Consider the following 23,518-nt stretch of genomic DNA (forward strand, 5'->3'; position numbering starts at 1 on the left):
ACAGCCTCCACCTCTGGCCTGCGCCGTCGGGCCGTTGCTGATCCCAGGACGAACCGGCGGACGAAGTCGCTTAAGCGAAGGACTTCGCCATGAACCGGACTATTCTGTTCGACAGCCCCTTCCTGCTGGGGTTCGAACATACCCGAGACCTGATTGAACGCGCCGCCAAGGCCGCGTCAGAGAGCTATCCGCCCTACAATGTCGAGCAGGACGAGGAAGGCCGCGTCCGCATCACCCTGGCGGTGGCCGGATTTTCACCGGACCAGCTGCATGTGACAGTCGAGGGCGGCCAGCTGGTCGTGGCCGGCAAGCGCGAGTCCGAGGCCCGGCCTGAAAGTGATCGTGCCTTCCTGCACCGTGGCATAGCGGCGCGTGGCTTTGTCCGGACCTTTGTGCTGGCCGAAGGCATCGAGGTCATGGCGGCAACCCTCGAGCACGGTCTGCTGCACATCGATCTGGCCCGACCGCGTCCGGAGCGACAGGTCAAACGCATTCCCATCCGCTCAATCGCCTGAATCTCGCCGGCTTTTTAATATCTGTCTTGTAGATCGGCCCAAGAGCCGGCCCCGCCGGGCCGACGCCGAGCCGTTCCCTGTCCCAGGAGGTGGTCAGTCATGACGCCTGTTACCCACGATCCAGCCTTGACGACTGAAGCCTTCGCAGCGCTTGGCGGGCCCGACATGGTCTATGTGCGCCCCATCACGGCGGCGGAGATTCTGGCCGACGCGCCCGCCGGTACGGGCCAGGACTTTGATCTGAGCCCCAACCAGGTTCTCTACGCCGTCTGTCGCGCCGACGGCGCGCGACTGGCAGTCCTGGTCGATCGCGACACGGCGATCGCCGCCGCCCTGGCCCACGAACTGGCCCCGGTTTCAGTCCACTGATCTGCTGAGAGGCTCGGCGGGCTTCAGGCCGCTGAGCTGGCGGCTTCCTGGGCCAGCAGGATATGCACGGCATCCGCCGAGCGAGCCTGGCGAAGTTGCTCGCGGAGTTCAGGCTGCCGCATCATGCGCGACACCCGGGCCAGGGCCCGCAGGTGCTGGGCATTGGCATCCCGCGGCGCAAAGAGGGCCACAAGAAGGTCGACAGGCTTGTCATCGACGGAATCGAACGCCACCGGGGTCTCGAGACGGACAAAGACCGCGCGCACGCGGTCTAGGCCATCGATGCGGGCATGGGGAATGGCCACGCCCTGTCCGACGCCGGTCGAGCCGGCCGCTTCGCGCTCCAGCAGGCCTTCGAGCACCGGCTCCGCATCGACCCCAAGCACCCGCGCCGCGACATCGGCGATCACGCCGAGCACCTGACGCTTGCCCGGAGCACTGACGCGCAGCGCCACCGCCCCGGGTTCCAAGAGATCGCCGATAGTCATGGACTTAAACGCTCACTTGCTGTCGGTCACCGCAACGCCATCGTCGAGGGCCCTCCAGAACGACCAGGATCCTGACAGGATCCCGTTAGCTCGCGGTTGACCCGTTCCCGTTCAGCGACTTGGTGCGTTCGGGATCGATCCAGCCGATATTTCCGTCTGGTCGCCGATACACCACGGACAATCCGTCATGGGCGGCGTTCCTAAACACGATTGCCTGGGACTCGGTCAAGTCCAGTTCCATGACAGCCATGGAAACAGTCATTATCTTCAAAGAGGACTGGGTTTCAGCGATGATCATGGCCGAAGGGGCGCCGGCCGGGTGGGCCTCATCGCCGCCCCAGTCGTCGTCCTCGTGATCATCCACATCCGGTGCGCGCAGCACATACATCGCGGCATTTTCAGCCTGCTTCGCGGTGGCCGCGATCGAGTGGCTTTTTAATCGTCGTTTGTAACGCCTGATCCGGGTCTCGATCTTGGCCAGGGCGGCGTCGAACGCCGCATGGGCGTCACCGCCCGCTCCATGGCTGATCAGTTGCTGGCCCGAAGCCAGTTTTACCGAACAGTCGGCCCGGAAGGCATGGCCCTCCTTGCTGATGACCACGTCGGCATGGCCGCCGCGGTCAAAATACTTGCCGATGCTCAGGGTGATTTCGTCGGAGACTCGCGCTCGCAGAGCCTCACCAACGTCGACATGCTTGCCGGAGACTTGGACTTGCATGCCCTAACAACGCGCCTCTCCGGAGGCGGTGTCAAGCGCCGTATGGAGATCAGAAAAAGCTCGAAACCAGACCGATGATCCGCTGGACTGCAGCCACCACCACACCGGCGCTGACGAACAGCAGACCCAGGCTGACCAGGGCCATCAGATAGCCCAGAAGGGCCAGCAACCCGTCCCTCTGCAACAGGGCCAGAGACAGGATCGCCACCGTCGCGCCGGGGGCCAGATTGCCCAGGGGGATGGGCAGAATCAGGACCAGGGCCAGCAGGGTGCAGACCACGCCGATCATCCGTTCGCCCAGTGGGCTGAACAGCCAGTCCAGGCGCGGACGGGTGATCATCTCCATGCGCTTGACCACGGGTGTCAGTCTGCGGAACAGGCCGCGCAGGCCATCGCGCTTGAGGGGACGGTCGAGCATGCCCCGGGGCAGCCAGGGCGCATCGGCCCCCAGGGCGACTTGCGGGGCCAGCAGCAGGATCGGCAGGCTGAGCACGGTTGAGGAGCCCGGCGGCAGGGGCAGGCAGTTCAGGGCCCCGAACACCAGCAGCATGGCACCGAAAGCGCGGCTGTCGAAGGCCTCCAGCATCTGACCGACGGTCAGGATCGGACGGGTATCCTCGCCAAACCCTTCGATCACATCCGCTAGGCTATCGGTCGACATGCTTGCTCCTGCTGCTGGAGCCTATAACGCACGACCCGACAACGGGTGATGAAGATCGCCGGACCTGCCGTTCTGCTCAGGCGGTTTCCTTGATCAGGCGCCGGCGCTCCACGGACGAAGGGATCCGCATGGCTTCGCGGTACTTGGCGACGGTGCGCCGGGCGATGTCGACTCCGGCGGCCTTGAGGATCTCGACGATGGCATCGTCGGAGTGGACATCCTTTTCGGCCTTCTCGGCCTCGACCAGGCCCTTGATCTTGTGCCGCACACTGGCGGCCGAATGGGCCTCGCCGCCCTCTGACGACTGGATGGCCGAGGTGAAGAAGAATTTCAGTTCGAACACGCCGCGCGGCGTAGCGATGTACTTGTTGGAAGTGACCCGGCTCACCGTGCTCTCGTGCATGCCGATGGCGTCAGCGACGGTCTTCAGGTTCAGCGGCCGCAGGTGCTCGACACCGAAGGCCAGGAAGCCGTCCTGCTGGCGGACGATCTCGCTGGAGACCTTGAGGATGGTCTTGGCCCGCTGATCGAGACTTTTGACCAGCCAGTTGGCCGTGGCCATGCAGTCGGACACGAAGGTCTTTTCCTGGTCCGTCCGCGCGCCCTTGGCGACCCGGGCGTGATAGCGCTGGTCAACCAGAACGCGGGGCAGGGTGTCGGTATTGAGCTCCACATGCCACATGCCGCCCAGGCCCTCGCGGACATGGACGTCGGGCACCAGGGTCTCGGCGGTGTCGCTGGCATAGGCCGCGCCGGGTCGGGGGTTCAGGGCGCGGATCTCGCCGATCATCTCCCGCAGGTCTTCCTCATCGACACTGCAGGCCTTGCGCAGACCGGCCATGTCCCGGCGGGCCAGCAGCTCGAGATTGTCGAGCAGAGCAGCCATGGCCGGGTCGTAGCGGTTCTGGTCCTTGAGCTGCAGGGCCAGGCATTCGCGCAGGTCGCGGGCGCAAACGCCGGTCGGCTCGAAGCCCTGGACCACGGTCAGGACCCGCTCGACCAGGGAGAGGTCGCAGCCCAGGCGATCGGCCGTCTCGACCAGGTCGAGGCGCAGATAGCCGCCCTCATCGACCCCATCGATCAGGATCGTCGCCACAAGCTGTTCACTGACCGACAGGCCGGACTGGCTCAGCTGGCCCTGCAGGTGCTCCGATAGGGTCGGAACCGCAGTCAGGGCCCCTTCATAGTCGCCGTCATGGTCGAAGGAGCCACCGCCTCCGGCCCGCGACCAGTCGATCTGGCCACCGGCCTCACCGGCCTGTTCACCATCGCCGGTCGCGCGCTCGCCGGGCGAAACCTCGTCCGGGGTGGCATCCATTTCATGATTGGCCGAGCCTTCGGCCACGACATCGACGCCCAGATCGCTGGCCAGGGGCTCGCGCTCTGCCTCGGACGCGACTTCGCTCTCTCCCTCATCGCGTTGCAGGAGCGGATTGCGCTCCAGCTCGGCCTCGACGAAGGCGTCGAGCTCGATGTTCGACAGCTGCAGCAGCTTGATCGCCTGCTGCAGCTGCGGGGTGATGACGAGGCCCTGGCCCTGCCTGAGCTCAAGTCTGTGGCTGAGCGCCAATGCGCCCTCCTGGGCAAATCGAACAAAGTTTCGATCGCCATTGAAAGGCCAAGGAGGTTAACGCCTCGCCAACGCCTGCAATTATCGGGCCGGTGCGACCTTGCGACGTCTCATGCCCTCTGGATCCACCACCTGCGGCGAGGCGGTGAAGCGGATCAAGTCATTGAATTTCAGGCAGAAATGCCTAGACGCGCTCGGCGAAATGATCGCCGAGATAAACCCGGCGCACTTCCGGATCGTCGACAATTTCCTTGGGCGAGCCCTCGAAAAGCACCTCGCCCGCATGAATGATCGAGGCCCGGTCGATGATGTCGAGGGTCTCGCGGACATTGTGGTCGGTGATCAGGATGCCGATGCCACGGGCCTTCAGATAGCCAATGACCTCGCGGATGTCGGCAATGGCCAGGGGGTCGATGCCGGCAAAGGGTTCGTCCAGCAGCATGAAGGACGGTTCGCTGGCCAGGGCGCGGGCGATTTCCACCCGCCGCCGCTCGCCGCCCGACAGGGCCACGGCCGGTGACTTGCGGATATGGGTGATCCGCAGTTCCTCGAGGATGTTGGTCACCGTCTCGGCGGCGGCGCGCGGGTCCTTCTCGCGCATCTCGACCACAGCCATGACATTCTGCTCGACCGTCATGCCCCGGAAGATCGAGGCTTCCTGCGGCAGATAGCCGACGCCGAGGCGGGCGCGCTGGAACATGGGCTGGGCGGTGATGTCTTCGCCGTCCAGATAGATCGAGCCGTAGTCGGCGGCGATCAGGCCTGTGATCATGTAGAAACAGGTGGTCTTGCCCGCGCCATTCGGCCCTAGCAGGCCGGCGACCTCGCCGCGCTTGAGGCGCAGGGAGACGCTCTTGACCACCGGGCGGTCGCCAAACGACTTGCCGATGGCGTCGACGAACAGGCCGTCAGCTTCGGGGCGATCGGCATCGCCAAGGGGCGTCATCTTCATGCGATCGAGCCTAACGGTTGGCCGGAGCCGGGGTCTGGGACTTTTCGGGATAGATCACCGAGCGCACCCGCCCGGTCTTGCCCCGCCCCTTGGCGCTGGATTCCAGCTTCACGTCATTGGTCTTGGTATTGACCGTCATACGGTCGCCACGCGCCACGTCCTGGCCGCGCACGACGATGACATTGCCGGTGATGACGATGGTGTCATTGGCATAGGTGAAGACCGCACGGTCGCCCCGGACCGTCTGGTCCTGGTTGACGAAATAGACGTCGCCGTCGGCTTCCACATGATCGACATCGCCACAGCCGTTCGACCCGGGCTGCGCCCCCGGCTTGCGGGTCGAATAGGCATTGACCACGCTGGCGCGCAGCCGGCTCTTGTCCTGAAGCATCTCGACATTGCCGCGGAAGATCGTCCGGCACTGGCTGTTGATGTTTTCCTGCTCGTCCGCAGATATGTCCACGGGCGCGCTGGAGTCGTTGATGCTCTGGGCGAAGGCCGAGCCGCTCGCCAGGATCAGTGCGGTCGCCGCCGCTGCCATCCAACGCTGCATCAAGTCAGAGTCCTTATCTGCGAAGCACGGCCATGCCGCGCGCCTCTACTTACTTCCGTTCGAGCCGGGTGCGAACCCCACCCCTGAAAACGACCCGGTCGCCCTTGTCATATACGGTGTAGGCGTTGGATTTCACCTGCCCTGTCGGACCTTCGCCCAGCATGGCCGTTTCACCACTGATATTTCCGGTCCGGGTGTCGACCACCGCCTCTTCCGACGCGAAGCGATAGCCGGACCCATCATCGATGCGGACATCGCCACTGAGCGACAGCATCATCGTATCCTCGCGATAGATCCCCGACTTCGCCGTCACCCGGCTGGGCTGGGGCTCGTCGAAGCCGAGGGTCAGGGTTGGCGCATCGAGCCGGACATTCTGCATGTCATTGTCGTCACGCAGGGCCGACCGCGCGGTGATCATGAAGCTGCGGCCGTCGCCGGACTGGCCATAAAACCTCGGCGAGATCATGCGGATCTGGGTCTTGGCCTCTGCCGGCGGACGGGCGGCGGCGCGCATCGAGCGCCAGGCCACCTGGCCGGCCACGCCGACCAGGATCAGGCCGATCACGGCCGGCAGCACAATCCGCATCAGCCGGACGCGACGCGAACGCTGACGCCACCGACCCAGATCCCGGGCGATCGGTCGTCCTGGCATGGTCGCGGCGGCCGTCACGGTCAGGTGTGCGCGAAAATGTCGACCTCTTCCCAACCAGCCAGATCGAGGGCGGCACGGTGAGGCAGGAAGTCGAAAGCGGCCTGGGCCAGGGGCATACGTCCCTCGCGCACCAGCATGGCATTGAGCCGATCACGCAGCCCGTGCAGGTGGAGCACGTCGGAGGCGGCATAGGCCACCTGTTCGGGGCTGAGGCTGGCAGCTCCCCAGTCCGAGCTCTGCTGGGCCTTGGACAGCTCGACGCCGAGCAGTTCGCGCGTCACGTCCTTGAGGCCATGACGGTCGGTATAGGTGCGGGCCAGCTTCGAGGCGATCTTGGTGCAATAGACGGGCGCGGTCATCACCCCGAGATGCAGCAGGAACATGGCAATATCAAAGCGGCCGAAGTGGAACAGCTTCAGGACCGTCGGATCGGTCAGCAGGCGCTTGAGGTTCGGCGCGTCATAGGTGGTCCGGTCCAGCTGGACCAGATGGGCGTCTCCGTCACCAGACGACAGCTGCACCACGCAAAGCGGGTCTCGTCCCAGGCGCAGGCCCATGGTTTCCGAATCGATCGCTACCGCCGTCGCGCCGGCAAAGGTGCCGTCGGGCAGGTCGCCCACATGAACAAAATTGGCCAAGGTCTCAGAGCTCTCCGGCGACAGGCCTGAACGACAGACGTCGCCGAGGCTCGCGTGCCCGAACGGGTGCGCGCGACACTATAATCACGATGAAAGAGATATCTATTCGGAAGGAACTATCGGCGCCACCCCGACCTTCTTACGAAGGTTGGTAGGGGGTGGTGCCCAGGAGAGGACTCGAACCTCCACGACCTTTCGATCACTGGCACCTGAAGCCAGCGCGTCTACCAATTCCGCCACCTGGGCCCGCAGAGCGATCCGTGGATCGCCGCGAGGCCGGGACGTTTAGGGAAAGGTTTTGATGCCGTCAATCGCCAAATCGCGCATTTCGTTGCGAAGCCTCTCGCGGTCGTCTATCCCCCGCATCATCGCAGGCGACGGGGATTGAAGATGCAAGGTCTGGTCACAGTGTTCGGCGGCTCCGGCTTCGTCGGCAGCCAGGTCGTGCGGCAGCTCGCCAAGGCGGGCCACCGCGTTCGCGTGGCGGTGCGCCAGCCCAACCTGGCCTACAGGATGCGAATGCTGGGCGATGTCGGCCAGATCGAGGTCGTCCAGGCCAATGTTCGCAACCTCGCCTCGGTGGACCGGGCGCTGGAAGGGGCCGAGGCCTGTGTGAACCTGGTGGGTCTGCTGTACGAATCGGGCCGCCAGAAATTCCAGGCCGTCCATGTGATGGGCGCCCAGACCCTGGCCGAGCGCGCCAAGGCGGCCGGTGTCAGCCGCTTCGTGCAGATCAGCGCCATCGGCGCCGATGCCAAGTCCGAGGCCAAGTACGCCCGCACCAAGGCCGAGGGCGAGGCGGCGGTCCGCGCCGTCTTCCCGGGGGCGGTGATCATCCGCCCGTCGGTGGTCTTTGGGCCTGAGGACAATTTCTTCAACAAGTTTGGCCAGATGGCCGCAATCAGCCCGGCCCTGCCCCTGGTCGGTGGCGAGACCCGCTTCCAACCGGTTTTCGTGGGCGACGTCGCAGCCGTGATTGCCCGGGCGGCCAGCCACCCGGAAGCCGAGGGCCTGACCTATGAACTGGGCGGCCCCGGTATCTTCACCATGCGCCAGATCTTGCAGCTGATCCTGACCGAAACCGGCCGCGACCGCGCCCTCGTGGCCTTGCCCCGGCCTGTCGCGCGCCTGCTGGGCCAAGTCGGCGACCTGATGGCGGGCCTCCTGCCGATCGCCCCGCCGATCACCAGCGACCAGGTCGAGATGCTGAAGAGCGACAATGTCGCCGACCATGGCCTGCCGGGCCTGGCCGAGGCCGGTATCGTCCCGACCAGCATCGAGGCGATCGTGCCGTCCTACCTCTATCGCTACCGGAAGGGCGGCCAGTACGCCCCGACCCCGGCGGGGGCCTTCTAAGCGCTGGCCAGGCCGGAACGAAAGAGGGCGGGCACCGCAGTGTCCGCCCTTTTATTTTGACCCTGCGCCCCTGCCAGATCAGCGCGGGATGTACAGGAGCCCCAGCCCCACGACGCCCACAGCGATCCGCCACCAGGCGAACGGCGCGAAGCCGTGCTTGCTGATGAAGTCCAGCACCGTCTTGACCACAAAGACGCCGGAGACCAGCGCCGCCAGGAAGCCAAGGCCGATCAGGCCCAGGTCATTGGTGCTGAGCTTGTCGATGTTCTTGTAGAGGTCATAGGCAAATGCGCCGGCCATGGTCGGCATGGCGAGGAAGAAACTGAACTCGGCGGCCGAACGCTTGTCGCACTTGAGCAGCAAGGCACCGGCGATGGTTGCCCCCGAACGCGAGACGCCCGGCACCAGGGCCAGGCACTGGAACAGGCCGATGATAAAGGCGGTCTTCAGCGGATAGTCGGAAACGTCGGTATAGCGCGGCTCAAGCTTCATGCGGTCCAGGGCCAGCAGGGCGAACCCGCCGGTGATGAGGGTGATGCAGACCAGCAACGGCGATTCGTAAAGGACCGTCTTGATGAAGTCGTGGGCCAGTACGCCGACAACGACCGCCGGCAGGAAGGCCAGGAAGACGCCCAGAATGAAACGGCGCGAGCCGGGATCGCTCGGCGCCGTGGTCAGCAGTCCCCAGAGGCGGCCGAAATAGACCCCGGTAATGGCAAGGATCGCGCCAAGCTGGATCAGAACCTGAAAGGTGTTTCCGGGGCTGTGGAAGCCCAGAAAATGACCGACCAGCAGAAGATGTCCCGTAGAGGACACAGGAATGAATTCGGTCAGGCCTTCGATCAGGCCCAACACGATTGCGATCAACCAATCCGGCATCGGCTTCCCCCAGGACACAGGCCCCCGGCGTGCGCCTGACACGGTAAACAAGGAGTTCATCTATAAAGTGGACTAATTCTGCGCCCAGATGCGAGTATCTCGCAGCGCTATGCGGGAGGTCCTGCATATAAAAGTCAATTATATGGACCACCGCATTCTTCTTGCGGAAAAGAGTCCTTATGAGCCCGCCATACGCAATTTTTCTCCCGGCAACGGGGCGAGGGAAGTCGCATGGCCGAGCGCATGCTGAAATTCACCACGGTGGCCCGTAAAACGCCTGAAAAGCGGGCGGCGGAAGCCCGTAATGGCGACTTCCACGAGATCTATGCCGACTTCATCGACGCCAAGGCGACCGAGCAGGCCTCGCGTTGCTCGCAATGCGGCGTGCCGTTCTGCCAGACCCACTGCCCGCTGCACAACAACATCCCCGACTGGCTGCGGATGACCGCCGAGGGCCGTCTGGAAGAGGCCTATCAGCTGTCCCAGGCCACCAATTCCATGCCGGAGGTCTGCGGTAGAATCTGCCCGCAGGACCGTCTGTGCGAAGGCAACTGCGTGATCGAGCAGTCGGGCCACGGCACCGTGACCATCGGTTCGGTAGAGCGCTACCTGACCGATAAGGCCTGGGAGATGGGCTGGGTGAAGCCCCTGGTCGCTGGTGCCGCGACCGGACAGTCGGTAGGGATCATCGGGGCCGGGCCCGCCGGCCTCGCCGCCGCCGAACTGCTGCGCGAGCAGGGCCATGAGGTCGTGGTCTATGACCGGCACGATCGGGCCGGCGGCCTGCTGATCTACGGCATTCCCGGCTTCAAGCTGGAAAAGGACGTCGTCGAGCGTCGCACCGTCCGCCTGGCCGAGGGCGGAGTGGTCTTCAAGCTGGGCTTCGAGGTCGGCCGCGACGCCAGCCTGCAGGACCTGCGCGACAGGCATGACGCCGTGCTGATCGCCACCGGCGTCTATGCCGCCCGTGATCTGGTGGTCCCGGGCTCCGGCAGCCAGGGTGTGGTGCCGGCGCTCGACTATCTGATCGCGTCCAACCGCACCGGTCTTGGCGACACCGTCGCCGACTATGAGAACGGCACCCTGAACGCCGAGGGCAAGGATGTGGTCGTGGTCGGCGGCGGCGACACCGCCATGGACTGCGTCCGCACCGCCATCCGCCAGGGCGCGACCTCGGTCACCTGCCTCTATCGCCGCGACAAGGCCAATATGCCCGGCTCCCTGCGCGAAGTGGCCAATGCCGAGGAAGAAGGCGTGACCTTCGAATGGCTGGCCGCGCCCCGCGCCCTGTCGGGCGATGTCGAGGCCGTCACCGGCGTGCGCGCCATCCGCATGCGTCTGGGTGCCCCGGACGCCTCGGGCCGCCAGTCGCCGGAAGAGATCGAGGGCGGCGATTTCGATCGCCCGGCCCAGTTGGTGGTCAAGGCCCTCGGCTTCGAGCCCGAAAACCTGCCGGAGAGGTTTTCGGCCCCCGACCTTAAGACCACGCGCTGGGGCACGGTGAAGGCCGATGTCCGCAACCAGATGACCAATCTGGACGGCGTGTTCGCAGCCGGCGACATCGTGCGCGGCGCTTCCCTCGTGGTCTGGGCGATCAAGGACGGCCGCGACGCCGCCGATGCCATGCACCGCTATCTGAAGTCCAGGGTCAGCGCTGCGGCGCTGATCGCGGCGGAGTAGAAGATCATGAGCCAAGACATCCAGCACTATCTGGCCAATCGCCAGCGCCTGATCGACGGTCACGCCTATGATCCGACCACCGAGCGCGACGCCTGCGGCGTCGGCCTGGTCTGCGCCATCGACGGCACGCCGCGCCGCGAAGTGGTCGAACTGGCCATCAAGGCCCTGAAGGCCCTCTGGCACCGCGGGGCGGTCGACGCCGACGGCAAGACCGGCGACGGGGCCGGCATCCTGCTGTCGGTGCCGCAGGACTTCTTCACCGACCAGGTGCGCCGCACCGGCCACGCCCTGCGGGCCGGGGCCATCGCCGTCGGCCAGATCTTCCTGCCGCGCACCGATCTGGGGGCCCAGGAGGCCTGCCGCACGATCGTCGAGGCCGAGGCCCTGCGTTTCGGCTTCTACATCTATGGCTGGCGCCAGGTGCCGGTGAACACCGCCGTGATCGGCGAAAAGGCCAATGCCACCCGGCCGGAAATCGAGCAGATCATGCTGGCCGCCCCGGCCGGCCTGGAAGGCGAGGCCCTGGAGCGCGCCCTGTTCCTGTGCCGCAAGCGGATCGAAAAGCGCGTCCACGCCCAGAATCTGTCGGGCTTCTACATCTGCTCGCTGTCGGCCAAGTCGCTGATCTACAAGGGCATGTTCCTGGCTGAGGCCATCGACGAGTTCTATCCCGACCTTAAGGACGACCGCTTCGCCGCCAATGTGGCGATCTTCCACCAGCGCTATTCGACCAATACCTTCCCCGAATGGCGTCTGGCCCAGCCCTTCCGGATGCTCGCCCACAATGGCGAAATCAACACGATCAAGGGCAACATCAACTGGATGAAGTCCCACGAGATCAAGATGGCCGCCCAGGCCTTCGGCGAGTTCGGGGATGACGTCAAACCAGTGATCCAGCCCGGCGGGTCGGACTCGGCCAGCCTGGACAATACCTTCGAGGTCCTGGTCCGCGCCGGTCGCGACGCGCCGATGGCCAAGGCCCTGCTGGTGCCGGAGGCCTCGGGTCCCGGCCTGTCCGCGGCCCACCAGGCGCTCTATTCCTATTGCAATGCCGTCATGGAGCCCTGGGACGGTCCGGCCGCCCTCTGCGCCACCGACGGCCGCTGGGTCGTGGCCGGCAAGGACCGCTCGGGCCTGCGTCCGCTGCGCGTGGCCTATACCGACGACGGTCTGGTGATCATGGGTTCGGAAGCCGGCATGTGCGGCGTGGCCGAGAGCCGCATCACCCGCAAGCTGGCCATCGCTCCGGGCCGGATGATCGCCATCGACCTGGCCGAAGGCCGTCTCTACGGCGAGGACGAGATCATCGATGAACTGGCCGGCCGCCACCCCTATACGGAATGGCTGGGCAATATGGTCGATCTCGAAAAGGAGATCGGCCCGGGTCCCGAACCGCGCCGCTATGGCCGCGAAGAGCTGATCCGCCGCCAGGCTGCCGCTGGCCTCAGCCTCGAGGATCTCGAGATGATCCTCGCCCCCATGGTCGAGGACGGCAAGGAAGCCGTCGGCTCGATGGGCGATGACAGCCCCCTGGCCGTCCTCTCGGAAAAGTACCGGCCGCTCAGCCACTTCTTCCGCCAGAACTTCAGCCAGGTCACCAACCCGCCGATCGATCCGCTGCGGGAAACCAATGTCATGAGCCTGAAGACCAGGTTCAAGAACCTAGGCAACATCCTGGCCCAGGACGCCGCCCAGGCCGACGTTTACGTGCTGCAGAGCCCGGTCCTGACCACCGGCATGTATGAGCGTATCCAGGGCCTGCTGGGCGAGAAGAACGTCGTCGTCATCGACTGCACCATGCCCCTGCCCGCCCCCGAGGCCCGGGCCGGCGACGCCCTGCGCGCCAATCTCGACCGCATCCGGGCCGAGGCCGAGGACGCCGTCCTGCGCGGCTGCGGGGCCATTGTCCTGACTGACGAGAACAGCCGCGAGGACCGGGTCGCCCTGCCGATGATCCTGGCCACCGGGGGGGTTCACAGCCACCTGGTCGGCAAGGGCCTGCGCTCCTATGTCTCGATCATCGTCCGCTCGGCCGAGTGTCTCGACACGCACTATTTCGCGGTGCTGGTCGGGGTCGGGGCCACGGCGGTTAATGCCTATCTGGCCCAGGAAACCTTCCAGGACCGGCTGGAGCGCGGCCTGCTCGGCGACAGGTCGCTGAAGGACGTCTGCCTGAACTTCAAGGGGGCCATTGAGGCCGGTCTGCTGAAGATCATCTCCAAGATGGGCATCAGCGTCATCTCGTCCTATCGCGGTGGCTATAACTTCGAGGCCGTCGGCCTGTCGCGGGCCCTGGCCGCCGAGTTCTTCCCCGGCATGCCGTCGCGCATCTCCGGCATCGGTCTGGCCGGCGTCGAGAGCAAGGCGGTCGAGCTGCATCGCAAGGCCTGGGGCCCGGCGGCGGTGACCCTGCCGGTCGGCGGCCTCTACAAGCTGCGCAAGTCGGGTGAGGCCCACGCCTTCGAGGCGCGCCTGATCCACACCCTGCAAAGCGCCTGCGACAGCGGGGACTATGAGCTCTATCGCCGCTGGTCCAACGGCCTGCGGACCCAGAAGCCGATCCAGCTGCGCGACCTGCTGGACTGGCGCTCGGACCGCAGCCCGATCTCGACCGACGACGTCGAGAGCGTCAACGAGATCCGCAAGCGTTTCGTGACCCCCGGCATGAGCCTCGGGGCCCTCGGCCCGGAAGCCCACGGCATGCTGAACATCGCCATGAACCGCATCGGGGCGAAATCCGTCTCGGGCGAGGGCGGCGAGGACTCGGCCCGCTACAAGCCCCTGCCCAATGGCGACAATCCCAACAGCGCCATCAAGCAGGTGGCCTCGGGACGGTTCGGGGTCACGGCCGAATATCTGAACGAATGCGTCGAGCTGGAGATCAAGGTCGCCCAGGGTGCCAAACCCGGCGAGGGCGGCCAGCTGCCCGGCTTCAAGGTCACCGAGATGATCGCCCGTCTGCGTCATGCGACGCCCGGCGTCATGCTGATCAGCCCGCCGCCGCACCACGATATCTATTCGATCGAGGACCTGGCCCAGCTGATCTATGACCTCAAGCAGATCAACCCTGTCGCCCGGGTGACGGTCAAGCTGGTGGCCATGACCGGCATCGGCGCCATCGCCGCCGGGGTCGCCAAGGCCAAGGCGGACGTGATCCTGGTCGCCGGCGGTGTCGGCGGCACGGGCGCCTCGCCCCAGACCTCGGTGAAATATGCCGGTGGTCCCTGGGAGATGGGCCTGTCGGAAGCCAACCAGGTTCTGACCCTGAACAACCTGCGCCACTCGGTGGTGCTGCGGGCCGACGGCGGCATGCGCACCGGCCGCGACATCGTCATCGCCGCGATGCTGGGGGCCGAGGAGTTCGGCATCGGCACGGCCTCGCTGGTGGCCATGGGCTGCATCATGGTGCGCCAGTGCCATTCCAACACCTGCCCGGTCGGGGTCTGTACCCAGGACGAGGCCCTGCGCGCCAAGTTCACCGGCACGCCGGACAAGGTCATCAACCTCTTCACCTTCATCGCCGAGGAGGTTCGCGAGATCCTGGCGGGTCTGGGCTTCAAGTCCCTGCAGGAAATCGTCGGCCGCACCGATCTGCTGGCCCAGGTCAGCCGCGGCGGCGAGCACCTGGACGACCTTGACCTGAACCCCCTGCTGGTTCGTGCCGACCCCGGCCAGAACAAGCCCTACAATACCGTCGTCGGCCGCAATGAGGTGCCCGACACCCTCGACGCCCAGATCGTCCGCGACGCGGCACCCCTGCTGGAGCGCGGCGAGAAGATGCAGCTGACCTATACGGTCCGCAGCACGGCCCGCACGATCGGCACCCGCACCTCCAGCCATATCGTCCGCAAGTACGGCATGAAGGGCCTGCCCGCCGGCCACCTGACCGTCCAGCTCAAGGGTTCGGCCGGCCAGAGCCTTGGGGCCTTCGCGGTCCAGGGCCTGCGCATCGAACTGACCGGCGAGGCCAATGACTATGTCGGCAAGGGCCTGTCGGGCGCGACCATCGTCATCAAGCCCTCGCGCACCCTGGCCGCCCCGGAAAGCAATGCCCTGATCGGCAATACCGTGCTGTTCGGCGCCACCTCTGGCCGGCTGTTCGCGGCGGGCCAGGCGGGCGAACGCTTTGCGGTCCGCAACTCGGGCGCCACCACGGTGGTCGAGGGCTGCGGGGCCAATGGCTGCGAGTACATGACCGGCGGCCAGGTGGTGATCCTCGGTCCGACCGGCGGCAATTTCGGGGCCGGCATGACCGGCGGCATGGCCTTCGTCCTCGACCAGCACGGCCGGTTCGAATCCCAGATCAATCCCGAAAGCATCGTCGTCCAGCGCCTGGCCTCACCCTATTGGGAGGGCGTGCTGCGCTCCCTGGTGGCCGAACATGCCCGCGAAACCGACTCGGCCTTCGCCGCCTCCCTGCTGCGCGACTGGGACCGGGTGCGGGATCTGTTCTGGCAGGTCTGCCCCAAGGAGATGGTCAGCCGCCTGCCACAGCCGCTGGTGGCGGAAGAGGTCGCGGCCTAAGGCGCTTTTTGGGATTCTCAGAACTTGCCCCCTCCTGACCTGCTTCGCAGGTCGTCCTCCCCCGGAGGGGGAAGATGGGGTTCGCGCGTTTTATCTTCCCCCTCCGGGGGAAGACGACCGCGAAGCGGTCCGTAGGGGGCAAGTCTGGCGGACACGGCTTCACAGCCTCGCGCGGAAACCGCCGAGTTGTTGGGAAGGGGCGCGGAGCGTCCGGGCCTCGCCCGGATGAGGGTGTTTAGAAGTACCGTTTCGACGAAGACGAACGCTCCGCGTGACCGTTATCCCTCTGGCCGGGGCGCGCGGGTCTGGTTCAACCCTTCACCCCACCCGGGCCTTGTCCTCCTCGCGACGGACTTGAGCCTTGGGCTGCAGCCACGCCGATTCCGGAGGGACCCGGAGCGAACCTTCGGACGGGCGGAGGCCCTGGCAGACCTCCGATGGGCGGATTTACGTCCCCCGCCCTCGCATTAACCGCCGCCCGGGCAGTCGCCCGAACGGTAGCCCGCTCGATCACCCCTGACAGCCGTCTCAGTCGCCGGCCGGACGCCCTTCCCGTGCTGTCAGGTGGGAACATTATGCGGGCGGATTCAGCGCGGAGGATTGGCGCGATCAGACTTATTGCAAGGCATTGATTGGAATTGAGTTTGTACGGGAAACGCCGAGTACAGATCGAGCCCTATCCCCGCACTTGCCCCCTACGGGTCGCTTCGCGACCGTCTTCCCCCGGCGGGGGAAGATGAAGGGCGGCGATCTCATCTTCCCCCCGCAGGGGGGAGGACGACCTGCGCAGCAGGTCAGGAGGGGGCCTGCGGCGTCGGCCGGAAGAAGTACCGCCTCGCCTCCGCGCCCACGCAGGAGCCATCCTTAAATCTCACGGCGAGACGATCGCTGGTCTGGAAAGGTCACTCCGCCGACACCGCCCTTCGGGCGGCCGCTCCGCGGCGGCGGGCAATGTCTGCTTCAGAGACTGAGCGGGCCTTCAGTTTGCCCGAACTGACGGCCAACGCCGGACGCCCCCTCCGTCACGATGCGTATTCGCATCGCGCCACCTCCCCCGCACGCTTCGCTACGGGGCAGGAGGGTTCATCTGTTCTTCTCCTGCCCCGTGAAACGGGGGAGGTGGCGCGGCGCCGAAAGGCGACGTGACGGAGGGGGCGCTGCTGAGCCTGACTTCCGCTCCCCACCCTACTCAGACCTTCAGCCCGCCGGCGTCCGCAACCAACCCCTCACCCACATACCGCGCCCTCGGCCGGATCAACCGCCCGGTCTGGCCCTGCTCGATCGCATGGGCCAGCCAACCGGCCGTGCGCGCCACGGCGAACAGGATGAAGGGCGCATCGGCGGGCAGGGCCAGGGCTCGGGCCAGACCCACCAGGGCGAAATCGATATTGGGCAGTTGGCCCGTCGCGGCCTCGGTCTCCCGCCGCAGATCCGCCAGCAGGGCGGGCGGCTCGAACGCCGCCAGCAAGGCCCGCGCCCGGGGATCTCCATCCGGATAGAGCGGATGCCCAAAGCCGGGCGTCGACGATCCCTGCGCCAGTCGCGCGCCTACCGCCCGGGCCGCACCGGTCCGCTCGGCCTCGGCGACGAAGGCCTCGACCCGCGCCGCCATGCCGCCGTGCAACGGACCCGACAGGGCGCAGAGCCCGGCCAGGGCGGCGGCCGACAGCGACGCCCCCGTCGAGGCCGCCACCCGCGCCGCGAAGGTCGAGGCATTGAGTTCGTGGTCGGCCAGCAGCACCAGGGTCATCCGCAGCAGCTCGGCGCCCGCTGCATCGACGCGCCAGGCCCGCGCCAGGCGTTGATGGGCTGCGCCTTCGGTGACCTCGCCCGCCGCCGCGTCGACCACGGCGTCGAGCAGGCTGGCGGCCTCCATGGCCAGGGCCAGCGGCGCCCGTCCGCGCGCCGGGGCCTCGGCCCCCGCCCGCAGCGCCAGGGCGTTGAAGAGGCGGGCGCGAGCGGTCTCGCCGGCCACGACATCCCCGGCCCGCGCCGCCTTCAAGGCCGCGCCATGGCCGCCGCGCAGCAGCCGCGCCGTCTGTTCCAGGGTGTGGTCCTGCGCCAGAACCGCTGCATCGCGGCCGCGATACCAGAGCCTGCCGCCCGCCACCGTGGTGATGGCCGAGGCCAGGACCGGCTCGCCCCAGGCTATGGCCTCGGCCGCCACATCGGCCGCGCGCCGGCCCCTCGCCTTGCGGGCCTGGAGGGCAGCGACATCGGAGGCGCGATAGAGGCTGCGGCGGGGATCATCAGGATGGGCGGCGGCCTCGATCCGTCCGCGGCTGACATAGGCGTAGAGGGTCTGGGGCCGGATCCCCAGCCGGTCCAGCACCTGTTCCGCGTCCAGCCAGTCATTCGCCATATAGATTGATTATATTGATCAAGATTGACGATCAAGGGCGACGAGCGCGATCTGGCCGGCGAAAGGAGACCTGAAATGTCCGATGGTCTTGCCCAAGGGCTTGAAGGCGTGATCGCCGCCCATACCGTGCTGTCCGATGTCGACGGGGCCCATGGTCGCCTGGTCATTCGCGGCTATGCCGTCGAGGATCTCGCCGGTCACACCCCGTTCGAGCAGGCGGCCCACCTGCTGTTCGACGGCTTTTTCGATGACCTGCCGGCCGATCTGGCCCCGGCCCTCGGCGCAGCCCGGGTCCGGGCCTTCGCCGAGGTCGGGGCGCTGGACGAGGGCCTGGCAAGGCGCGATCCGGTCGAGGCCATGCGCGCCCTGCTGGCCCGCCTGCCCGACGGCGATGATCTGGCGACGGCCCTGCTGCTGCTGGCCGCCCCGGCCGTCCTGACCCCGGCCGTGCTGCGGGTCGCGGCCGGCCAGGCCCCGGTCGCCCCCGATCCGGCCCTGTCCCATGCCGCCGACATCCTGCGGATGACCCGGGGCCAGCCCGCGACCGAGGCCGAGGCCCGGGCCCTGGACGCCTATCTGGTCACGGTCTGCGACCATGGCCTCAATGCCTCGACCTTCGCGGCCCGGGTGATCGCCTCGACCCGGGCGGGCCTGACCTCGGCGGTGCTGGGCGGGATCTCGGCCCTGAAGGGTCCGCTGCACGGCGGCGCGCCGGGGCCGGTGATCGACATGCTCGACGCCATCGGCACGCCGGAAAACGCCCGGCCCTGGCTGGAACAGGCCCTGGCACGCGGCGACCGGCTGATGGGGTTCGGCCACCGCATCTATCGCGTCCGCGACCCGCGCGCCGACGCCCTGAAGGCGGCCGTCCGCCGGCTGTCAGGGGCCTCGGGGACCCTGCCCGGCCGCGTCGCCTTCGCCGAGGCCGTCGAGCAGGCGGCCCTGCAGATCCTGCGCGAGCGCAAACCCGACCGGCCGCTGGACACCAATGTCGAGTTCTATACCGCCCTGCTGCTGGAGGCCCTGGGCCTGCCGCCGGCAAGCTTCACCTGTGTCTTCGCCATGGGCCGGACGGCCGGCTGGATCGCCCATGCCCGCGAACAGCTGGCCGGCGGCAAGCTGATCCGTCCGCAGTCGGTCTATGTCGGACCCGGGGTGCGGCAGGCCGCCTGACGGCAAAGGCGAGAACGACTCGCGCGAGTCGTTCTCGCTGGGGTGCGGCGGCCCGGCTTGGTATGGAGCGGGCATGACCCTCTCTGCCCTGTCGCCCGAAACCCAGGCCCTGACCCGTCGCGTCACCGCCCTGTCGGTGGCCGTCGCGGCCGTGCTGATCGTGGTCAAGACCCTGGCCTGGCTGGCCAGCGGCTCGGTGGCCATGCTGGCCTCGCTATCGGACTCCGGTCTCGACCTGGTGGCCTCGCTGATCACCTTCTATGCCGTGCGCTATGCCGCCGAGCCGCCGGACGCCGAGCACCGCTTCGGCCACGGCAAGGCCGAGGCCTTTTCCAGCCTGATGCAGGGCGGCCTGGTCTTCGCCTCCGGGGCCCTGATCGGCCAGGAGGCGATCCGGACCCTGTACCATCCCCGCCCGGTCGAACAGGGCGGCATCGCCATGGCGGTGATGGTGGTATCGATGGTCCTGACCCTGGGCCTGATCATCGCCCAGTCGAAGGTGCTGAAATCGACGGGCTCGATCGCGGTCTCTGGCGACCGGGCCCACTATGCCGCCGATCTCGGCTCCAATGCCGTCGCCCTGATCGGGATCGGCGCAGCTGCCTTTCTGGGAATCGTCTGGATCGACGCCGTCGCCGGCCTGATCGTCGCCCTGTGGCTGATCTGGGGGGCGATCGGGGTGTTCCGCGAGGCCTCGCACCAGCTGATGGACCGCGAACTGCCCGACGAGGACCGCAAGCGGATCGTCGCCCTCGCCACCGAGGACCCCCGGGTTCTGGGCGTGCACCAGCTGCGCACCCGCGCCTCGGGACCCTATGTCCACATGCAGATGCATGCCGACCTCGAGGCCGGCATCTCCCTGGCCGAGGCCCACACCATCATGGTCAATGCCGAGAACCGGCTGCTGGAGGCCTTTCCGGCCGCCGACATCATCATCCACCCCGACCCCCGGGGTAAGGCCGAGAGCCATGGCGGGCTGTTCGCCGAGGCCCATCACGGCTAGTAAGCGCGGGATCCTGTTCGAGACGAGCCGACCCCGCATGGACGACACCCTGGCCCAACTGCCCAAGGCCTTTGCCGGCAAGACCGTGCTGGTACTGGGCGACGTGATGCTGGACCGCTTCATCTACGGGGCCGTCGACCGCATCTCGCCCGAAGCGCCGGTGCCGGTGATCGCCGTCGAGCGCGAGACCGCCATGCTGGGCGGGGCAGGTAATGTCGCCCGCAACATCGCCGCCCTGGGTGGCCGGGCCGTGCTGATCGGCCTGATCGGCGATGACGAGGCCGGCCGCGCCCTGACCGCCATGCTCGCCGACGAGGCGGGCCTGGAGGCCCATCTGGTTACCGACCCCAGCCGCCGGACGACCGAAAAGGTCCGCTATATCTCCGGCTCGCACCAGATGCTTCGGGTCGACCGCGAGGATCGCGGGCCCGCCGAGCCCGCCGGGCTGCTGGCCGCCTTCAATCAGCATCTCGCCGGTGCCGATGTTGTGGTGCTGTCGGACTATGCCAAGGGCGTCCTGACCGACGGCATCGTCCGCGCGGCCATCGATGCCGCCCGGGCCGCCGGCAAGCCGGTGATCGTCGATCCCAAGAGTCGCAACCTGGCCCGCTATGACGGCGCGACCCTGGTCAAGCCCAACCGCAAGGAAGCCGCCGAGGCCACCGGCCTTGCCGAGGCCAGCGACGAGGCCTCGGAAGCCGCCGGCGCGGCGATCCTGGCCCTGGCGCCTGGTCTGGAGGCCGCCCTGATCACCCGCGGCGGGGCCGGCATGACCCTCAGTGTCCGGGGCCAGCCGCCCGTGCACCTGCCCGCCACGGCCGTCGAGGTCTTCGATGTCTCGGGGGCCGGCGACACCGTAGCCGCGACCCTGGCCCTGGCCATGGCCGCCGGGGCCGGCCTGGCCGATGCCGCCCGTCTGGCCAATCTGGCCGCCGGTCTGGTGGTCGCCAAGCTCGGAACCGATGTCGTCACGGCCGGCGAGCTGACGGCCCTGGCCCGCTCCCGGGCCGGCGAACCGGCCAGGATCAAGATCGCCGACCTGCCCCAGGCCCTGGAGATCGTGGCCGGATGGCGGGCCCGCGGCCAGACGGTCGGCTTTACCAATGGCTGTTTTGACCTGCTGCATCCCGGCCACGTGTCGCTGCTGGACCAGTCCCGAGCCGCCTGCGACCGGTTGATCGTCGGCCTCAATACCGATGCCTCGGTCTCGCGCCTGAAGGGCCCGACCCGGCCGGTGCAGTCCGAACAGGCCCGCGCCATCGTTCTGGCCTCGCTGTCCTCGGTGGATCTGGTGGTGTTGTTCGACCAGGACACCCCTCTGGATCTGATCCAGGCCTTCCGCCCCGATGTGCTGGTCAAGGGTGCCGACTACACCGTCGAGACCGTGGTCGGTTCCGACGTTGTGCTCGGCTATGGCGGCAGGGTGCTGCTGGCCGACCTCAAGGCGGGCCAGAGCACCACCGCCCTGATCGGCCGAATGAACGCCAAACCCTGAGCCGGCCCGGCCCAAAACGTCGCACAAGCGCCTGCTTTGCTTGGGTTAACAGTGTTCAGCAACAGGTTGTTAAGCAAACCGGCGCATCGCTCTTTCGATGCAGCCTGAGCGTCAATGGGCATGAGCGTCGATCGCACCCTTCACCATTTCCCCCTGGACCCCGCCTCGCGGCAGGTGCGTCTGGCCCTGGGTGAAAAGCGTCTGGTCTTCGCCGAGGTCCAGGTTCGCTACTGGGAAGGTGCGCCAGATTTCCTCAGCCTGAACCCGTCGGGCATCACCCCGGTCCTGGTCGAGATCCGCCACGAACGCCGGACCGTGATCTGCGAGACCCGGGCGATCCTGGAACATATCGAGGAACAGGATCCCGAACCGGCCCTGCTGGGTCGCGACGCGGCCGAGCGCGCCGAGGCCCGCCGTCTGCTGCAGTGGTTCGACCGCAAGTTCGACAACGAGGTCAACGGCTTCCTGCTGCACGAGAAGATGGAAAAGCGCCTGCTGCGGCTGGGCGCGCCGGACCTGGCCGCCCTGCGTCGGGGCCGCGAGGGCCTGCGCCACCATCTGGCCTATGTCGACGGCCTGTTGCAGACCCGCGACTGGCTGGCCGGCAGGCGGATGAGCCTGGCCGACTTCGCCGCCGCCGCCCACCTGTCGGTGATCGACTATTTCGGCGATGTGCCCTGGCAGGACTTCCCGGCCGCCAAGACCTGGTACATGAAGCTGAAATCGAGGCCCTGCTTCAGGCCCATCCTGGCCGATCGCTGGCCCGGCCTCGCGCCGGCCGCGCATTATGACGACCTCGACTTCTAGCCCCCCGAACCTGGCCTTTCGCGACGAGATCCGCGCCGAAGCCCTGCGGCTGGGCTTCGACGCCTGCGGCTTTGCCGATGCGGCGACCGCCTGGCCGCATGGCGAGCAGCTGGCCCAGTTCGTCGCCGAGGGCTTCCACGGCGAGATGGGCTGGATGGAAGAGACCCTGGAGCGTCGCAGCCATCCCACCGCCATGTGGACCGACGCCCGCAGCGCCGTGGTCCTCGGCCTGAACTATGGCCCCGAGCACGATCCGCTGACCGCCCTCGACCATAAGGACCGCGCGGCGATCTCGGTCTATGCTCAGGGCGACGACTATCACGAGGTGGTCAAGAAGCGGCTCAAGCTGCTGGCCGGCTGGATGCACCGGCGCTTTGGCGAGGAGGTGAAGGTCTTTGTCGACACCGCCCCGCTGATGGAAAAGCCCCTGGCCCAGCGGGCCGGCCTGGGCTGGCAGGGCAAGCATACCAATCTGGTCTCGCGGCCATTCGGCTCGTGGCTGTTCCTGGGATCGGTCCTGACCACCCTGGGCCTGCCGCCGGATCCGCCCGAGGTCGATCACTGCGGCTCCTGCCGGGCCTGTCTGGACATCTGCCCGACCGGGGCCTTCCCGGCCCCCTATCGCCTCGATGCCCGACGCTGCATCTCCTACCTGACCATCGAGCTGGCCGGGCCGATCCCGCCCGAGTTCCGGCCCGCCCTCGGCAACCGCATCTATGGCTGCGACGACTGCCTGGCGGCCTGTCCGTGGAACAAGTTCGCCCAGGTCGCCGGCGAGGCCAGGTTCCACGCCCGCGAGGCGCTGAAGGGCCCGTCCCTGGCCGATCTGGCGGGGCTGGACGATCCATCATTCCGGGCGCTGTTCTCCAAGAACCCGATCAAGCGGATCGGTCGCGACCGCTTCGTGCGCAATGTGCTCTATGCGATCGGCAACAGCGGGGATGCGACCCTGATGACCGCCGTCGAGCCCCTGCTCCAGGATCCGGTCCCGCTGGTACGCGGCGCGGCGGTCTGGGCGGCGCGGCGGCTGGACCCGGGGCGGGCGGCCGCGGCGGGCGCGCGTGAGCTCGAAACGGATCAGGCCGTACTGGACGAATGGGCTCGCCCGCTCGCCTGAGGCCCG

20 protein-coding genes and 1 tRNA gene are annotated in these 23,518 nt (G+C 67.3%); 10 read left to right on the forward strand and 11 right to left on the reverse strand.

Features of this window, described 5'->3' with window-relative positions; genetic code table 11:
• The first annotated feature begins 89 nt into the window (after positions 1-89).
• Both AQ619_RS17180 and AQ619_RS17185 read left to right on the forward strand, forming a co-directional pair.
• Complete coding sequence (locus AQ619_RS17180; RefSeq protein ID WP_062150557.1) at positions 90-515, forward strand: Hsp20 family protein; 426 nt, start codon at positions 90-92, stop codon at positions 513-515.
• Positions 516-614: 99 nt separating this feature from the next.
• A complete protein-coding gene (locus AQ619_RS17185; protein ID WP_062150560.1) occupies positions 615-884 on the forward strand; it encodes a DUF1150 family protein in 270 nt (89 codons plus the stop codon).
• A gap of 23 nt (positions 885-907) precedes the next feature.
• On the opposite strand, the gene ptsN is transcribed toward AQ619_RS17185, so the two are convergent.
• The 9 genes from ptsN to AQ619_RS17230 all read right to left on the reverse strand — a co-directional run bounded on the left by ptsN (position 908) and on the right by AQ619_RS17230 (position 7,362).
• A complete protein-coding gene (gene ptsN / locus AQ619_RS17190) occupies positions 908-1,372 on the reverse strand; it encodes a PTS IIA-like nitrogen regulatory protein PtsN (RefSeq protein ID WP_062150562.1) in 465 nt (154 codons plus the stop codon).
• Between the two features lie 85 nt (positions 1,373-1,457).
• On the reverse strand, positions 1,458-2,090 hold the full coding sequence (gene hpf / locus AQ619_RS17195; RefSeq protein WP_062150565.1) for a ribosome hibernation-promoting factor, HPF/YfiA family: 633 nt from the start codon (positions 2,088-2,090) through the stop codon (positions 1,458-1,460).
• 49 nt (positions 2,091-2,139) lie between these two features.
• The gene (locus AQ619_RS17200) at positions 2,140-2,751 is read right to left on the reverse strand and encodes an exopolysaccharide biosynthesis protein (protein WP_062150568.1); all 612 of its coding nucleotides are present in this window, start codon (positions 2,749-2,751) and stop codon (positions 2,140-2,142) included.
• Positions 2,752-2,827: 76 nt separating this feature from the next.
• Positions 2,828-4,321 (reverse strand): RNA polymerase factor sigma-54, encoded by a 1,494-nt coding sequence (rpoN, locus tag AQ619_RS17205; RefSeq protein WP_062150569.1) that lies wholly within the window; start codon positions 4,319-4,321, stop codon positions 2,828-2,830.
• A 184-nt stretch (positions 4,322-4,505) separates the two neighbouring features.
• Positions 4,506-5,267: an LPS export ABC transporter ATP-binding protein gene (gene lptB / locus AQ619_RS17210; protein ID WP_166504369.1), complete on the reverse strand. Its 762-nt coding sequence runs from the start codon at positions 5,265-5,267 to the stop codon at positions 4,506-4,508.
• 16 nt (positions 5,268-5,283) lie between these two features.
• Complete coding sequence (locus tag AQ619_RS17215) at positions 5,284-5,826, reverse strand: LptA/OstA family protein (RefSeq protein ID WP_062150574.1); 543 nt, start codon at positions 5,824-5,826, stop codon at positions 5,284-5,286.
• A gap of 49 nt (positions 5,827-5,875) precedes the next feature.
• Positions 5,876-6,412, reverse strand: coding sequence for an LPS export ABC transporter periplasmic protein LptC (lptC, locus tag AQ619_RS17220; RefSeq protein WP_335338042.1), 537 nt, complete (start codon positions 6,410-6,412; stop codon positions 5,876-5,878).
• Between the two features lie 86 nt (positions 6,413-6,498).
• Entirely contained in the window at positions 6,499-7,116 is a 618-nt protein-coding gene (locus AQ619_RS17225; protein WP_062150577.1) for a ribonuclease D, read from the reverse strand.
• 159 nt (positions 7,117-7,275) lie between these two features.
• Positions 7,276-7,362: transfer RNA gene (locus AQ619_RS17230), tRNA-Leu, on the reverse strand.
• 144 nt (positions 7,363-7,506) lie between these two features.
• Between AQ619_RS17230 and AQ619_RS17235 the strand changes: the two genes are divergently transcribed.
• Positions 7,507-8,472, forward strand: a complete 966-nt coding sequence (locus AQ619_RS17235) for a complex I NDUFA9 subunit family protein (RefSeq protein ID WP_062150582.1) — start codon at positions 7,507-7,509, stop codon at positions 8,470-8,472.
• Positions 8,473-8,550: 78 nt separating this feature from the next.
• On the opposite strand, the gene AQ619_RS17240 is transcribed toward AQ619_RS17235, so the two are convergent.
• Entirely contained in the window at positions 8,551-9,351 is an 801-nt protein-coding gene (locus AQ619_RS17240; RefSeq protein WP_062150585.1) for an undecaprenyl-diphosphate phosphatase, read from the reverse strand.
• 231 nt (positions 9,352-9,582) lie between these two features.
• Here AQ619_RS17240 and AQ619_RS17245 point away from each other — a divergent pair, with 231 nt between their 5' ends.
• Positions 9,583-11,031 carry an NAD(P)-dependent oxidoreductase gene (locus AQ619_RS17245; protein ID WP_062150589.1) on the forward strand — a complete coding sequence of 483 codons (1,449 nt, stop codon included), beginning with the start codon at positions 9,583-9,585 and terminating at the stop codon, positions 11,029-11,031.
• A gap of 6 nt (positions 11,032-11,037) precedes the next feature.
• Positions 11,038-15,555 (forward strand): glutamate synthase large subunit, encoded by a 4,518-nt coding sequence (gene gltB / locus AQ619_RS17250; protein WP_062150591.1) that lies wholly within the window; start codon positions 11,038-11,040, stop codon positions 15,553-15,555.
• Between the two features lie 1,189 nt (positions 15,556-16,744).
• Here the strand turns inward: gltB and AQ619_RS17255 are convergent.
• On the reverse strand, positions 16,745-17,917 hold the full coding sequence (locus AQ619_RS17255; RefSeq protein WP_062150595.1) for a citrate synthase family protein: 1,173 nt from the start codon (positions 17,915-17,917) through the stop codon (positions 16,745-16,747).
• A 75-nt stretch (positions 17,918-17,992) separates the two neighbouring features.
• Here AQ619_RS17255 and AQ619_RS17260 point away from each other — a divergent pair, with 75 nt between their 5' ends.
• The 5 genes from AQ619_RS17260 (at position 17,993) to queG (ending at position 23,512) form a co-directional block, all read left to right on the forward strand.
• Complete coding sequence (locus tag AQ619_RS17260) at positions 17,993-19,090, forward strand: citrate synthase/methylcitrate synthase (RefSeq protein WP_062151812.1); 1,098 nt, start codon at positions 17,993-17,995, stop codon at positions 19,088-19,090.
• 73 nt (positions 19,091-19,163) lie between these two features.
• Positions 19,164-20,093, forward strand: coding sequence for a cation diffusion facilitator family transporter (locus AQ619_RS17265; RefSeq protein WP_062150598.1), 930 nt, complete (start codon positions 19,164-19,166; stop codon positions 20,091-20,093).
• A 37-nt stretch (positions 20,094-20,130) separates the two neighbouring features.
• On the forward strand, positions 20,131-21,588 hold the full coding sequence (gene rfaE1, locus AQ619_RS17270; RefSeq protein WP_062150601.1) for a D-glycero-beta-D-manno-heptose-7-phosphate kinase: 1,458 nt from the start codon (positions 20,131-20,133) through the stop codon (positions 21,586-21,588).
• A 120-nt stretch (positions 21,589-21,708) separates the two neighbouring features.
• Positions 21,709-22,395, forward strand: coding sequence for an FtsZ-binding protein FzlA (gene fzlA, locus AQ619_RS17275; RefSeq protein WP_062151815.1), 687 nt, complete (start codon positions 21,709-21,711; stop codon positions 22,393-22,395).
• Positions 22,376-23,512: a tRNA epoxyqueuosine(34) reductase QueG gene (queG, locus tag AQ619_RS17280; protein WP_062150604.1), complete on the forward strand. Its 1,137-nt coding sequence runs from the start codon at positions 22,376-22,378 to the stop codon at positions 23,510-23,512. The genes fzlA and queG overlap by 20 nt, the downstream gene beginning before the upstream one ends.
• The last annotated feature ends 6 nt before the right edge of the window (positions 23,513-23,518 follow it).

The sequence above is a fragment of the Caulobacter henricii genome, from assembly GCF_001414055.1.
In the GTDB taxonomy this organism is placed as follows: domain Bacteria; phylum Pseudomonadota; class Alphaproteobacteria; order Caulobacterales; family Caulobacteraceae; genus Caulobacter; species Caulobacter henricii.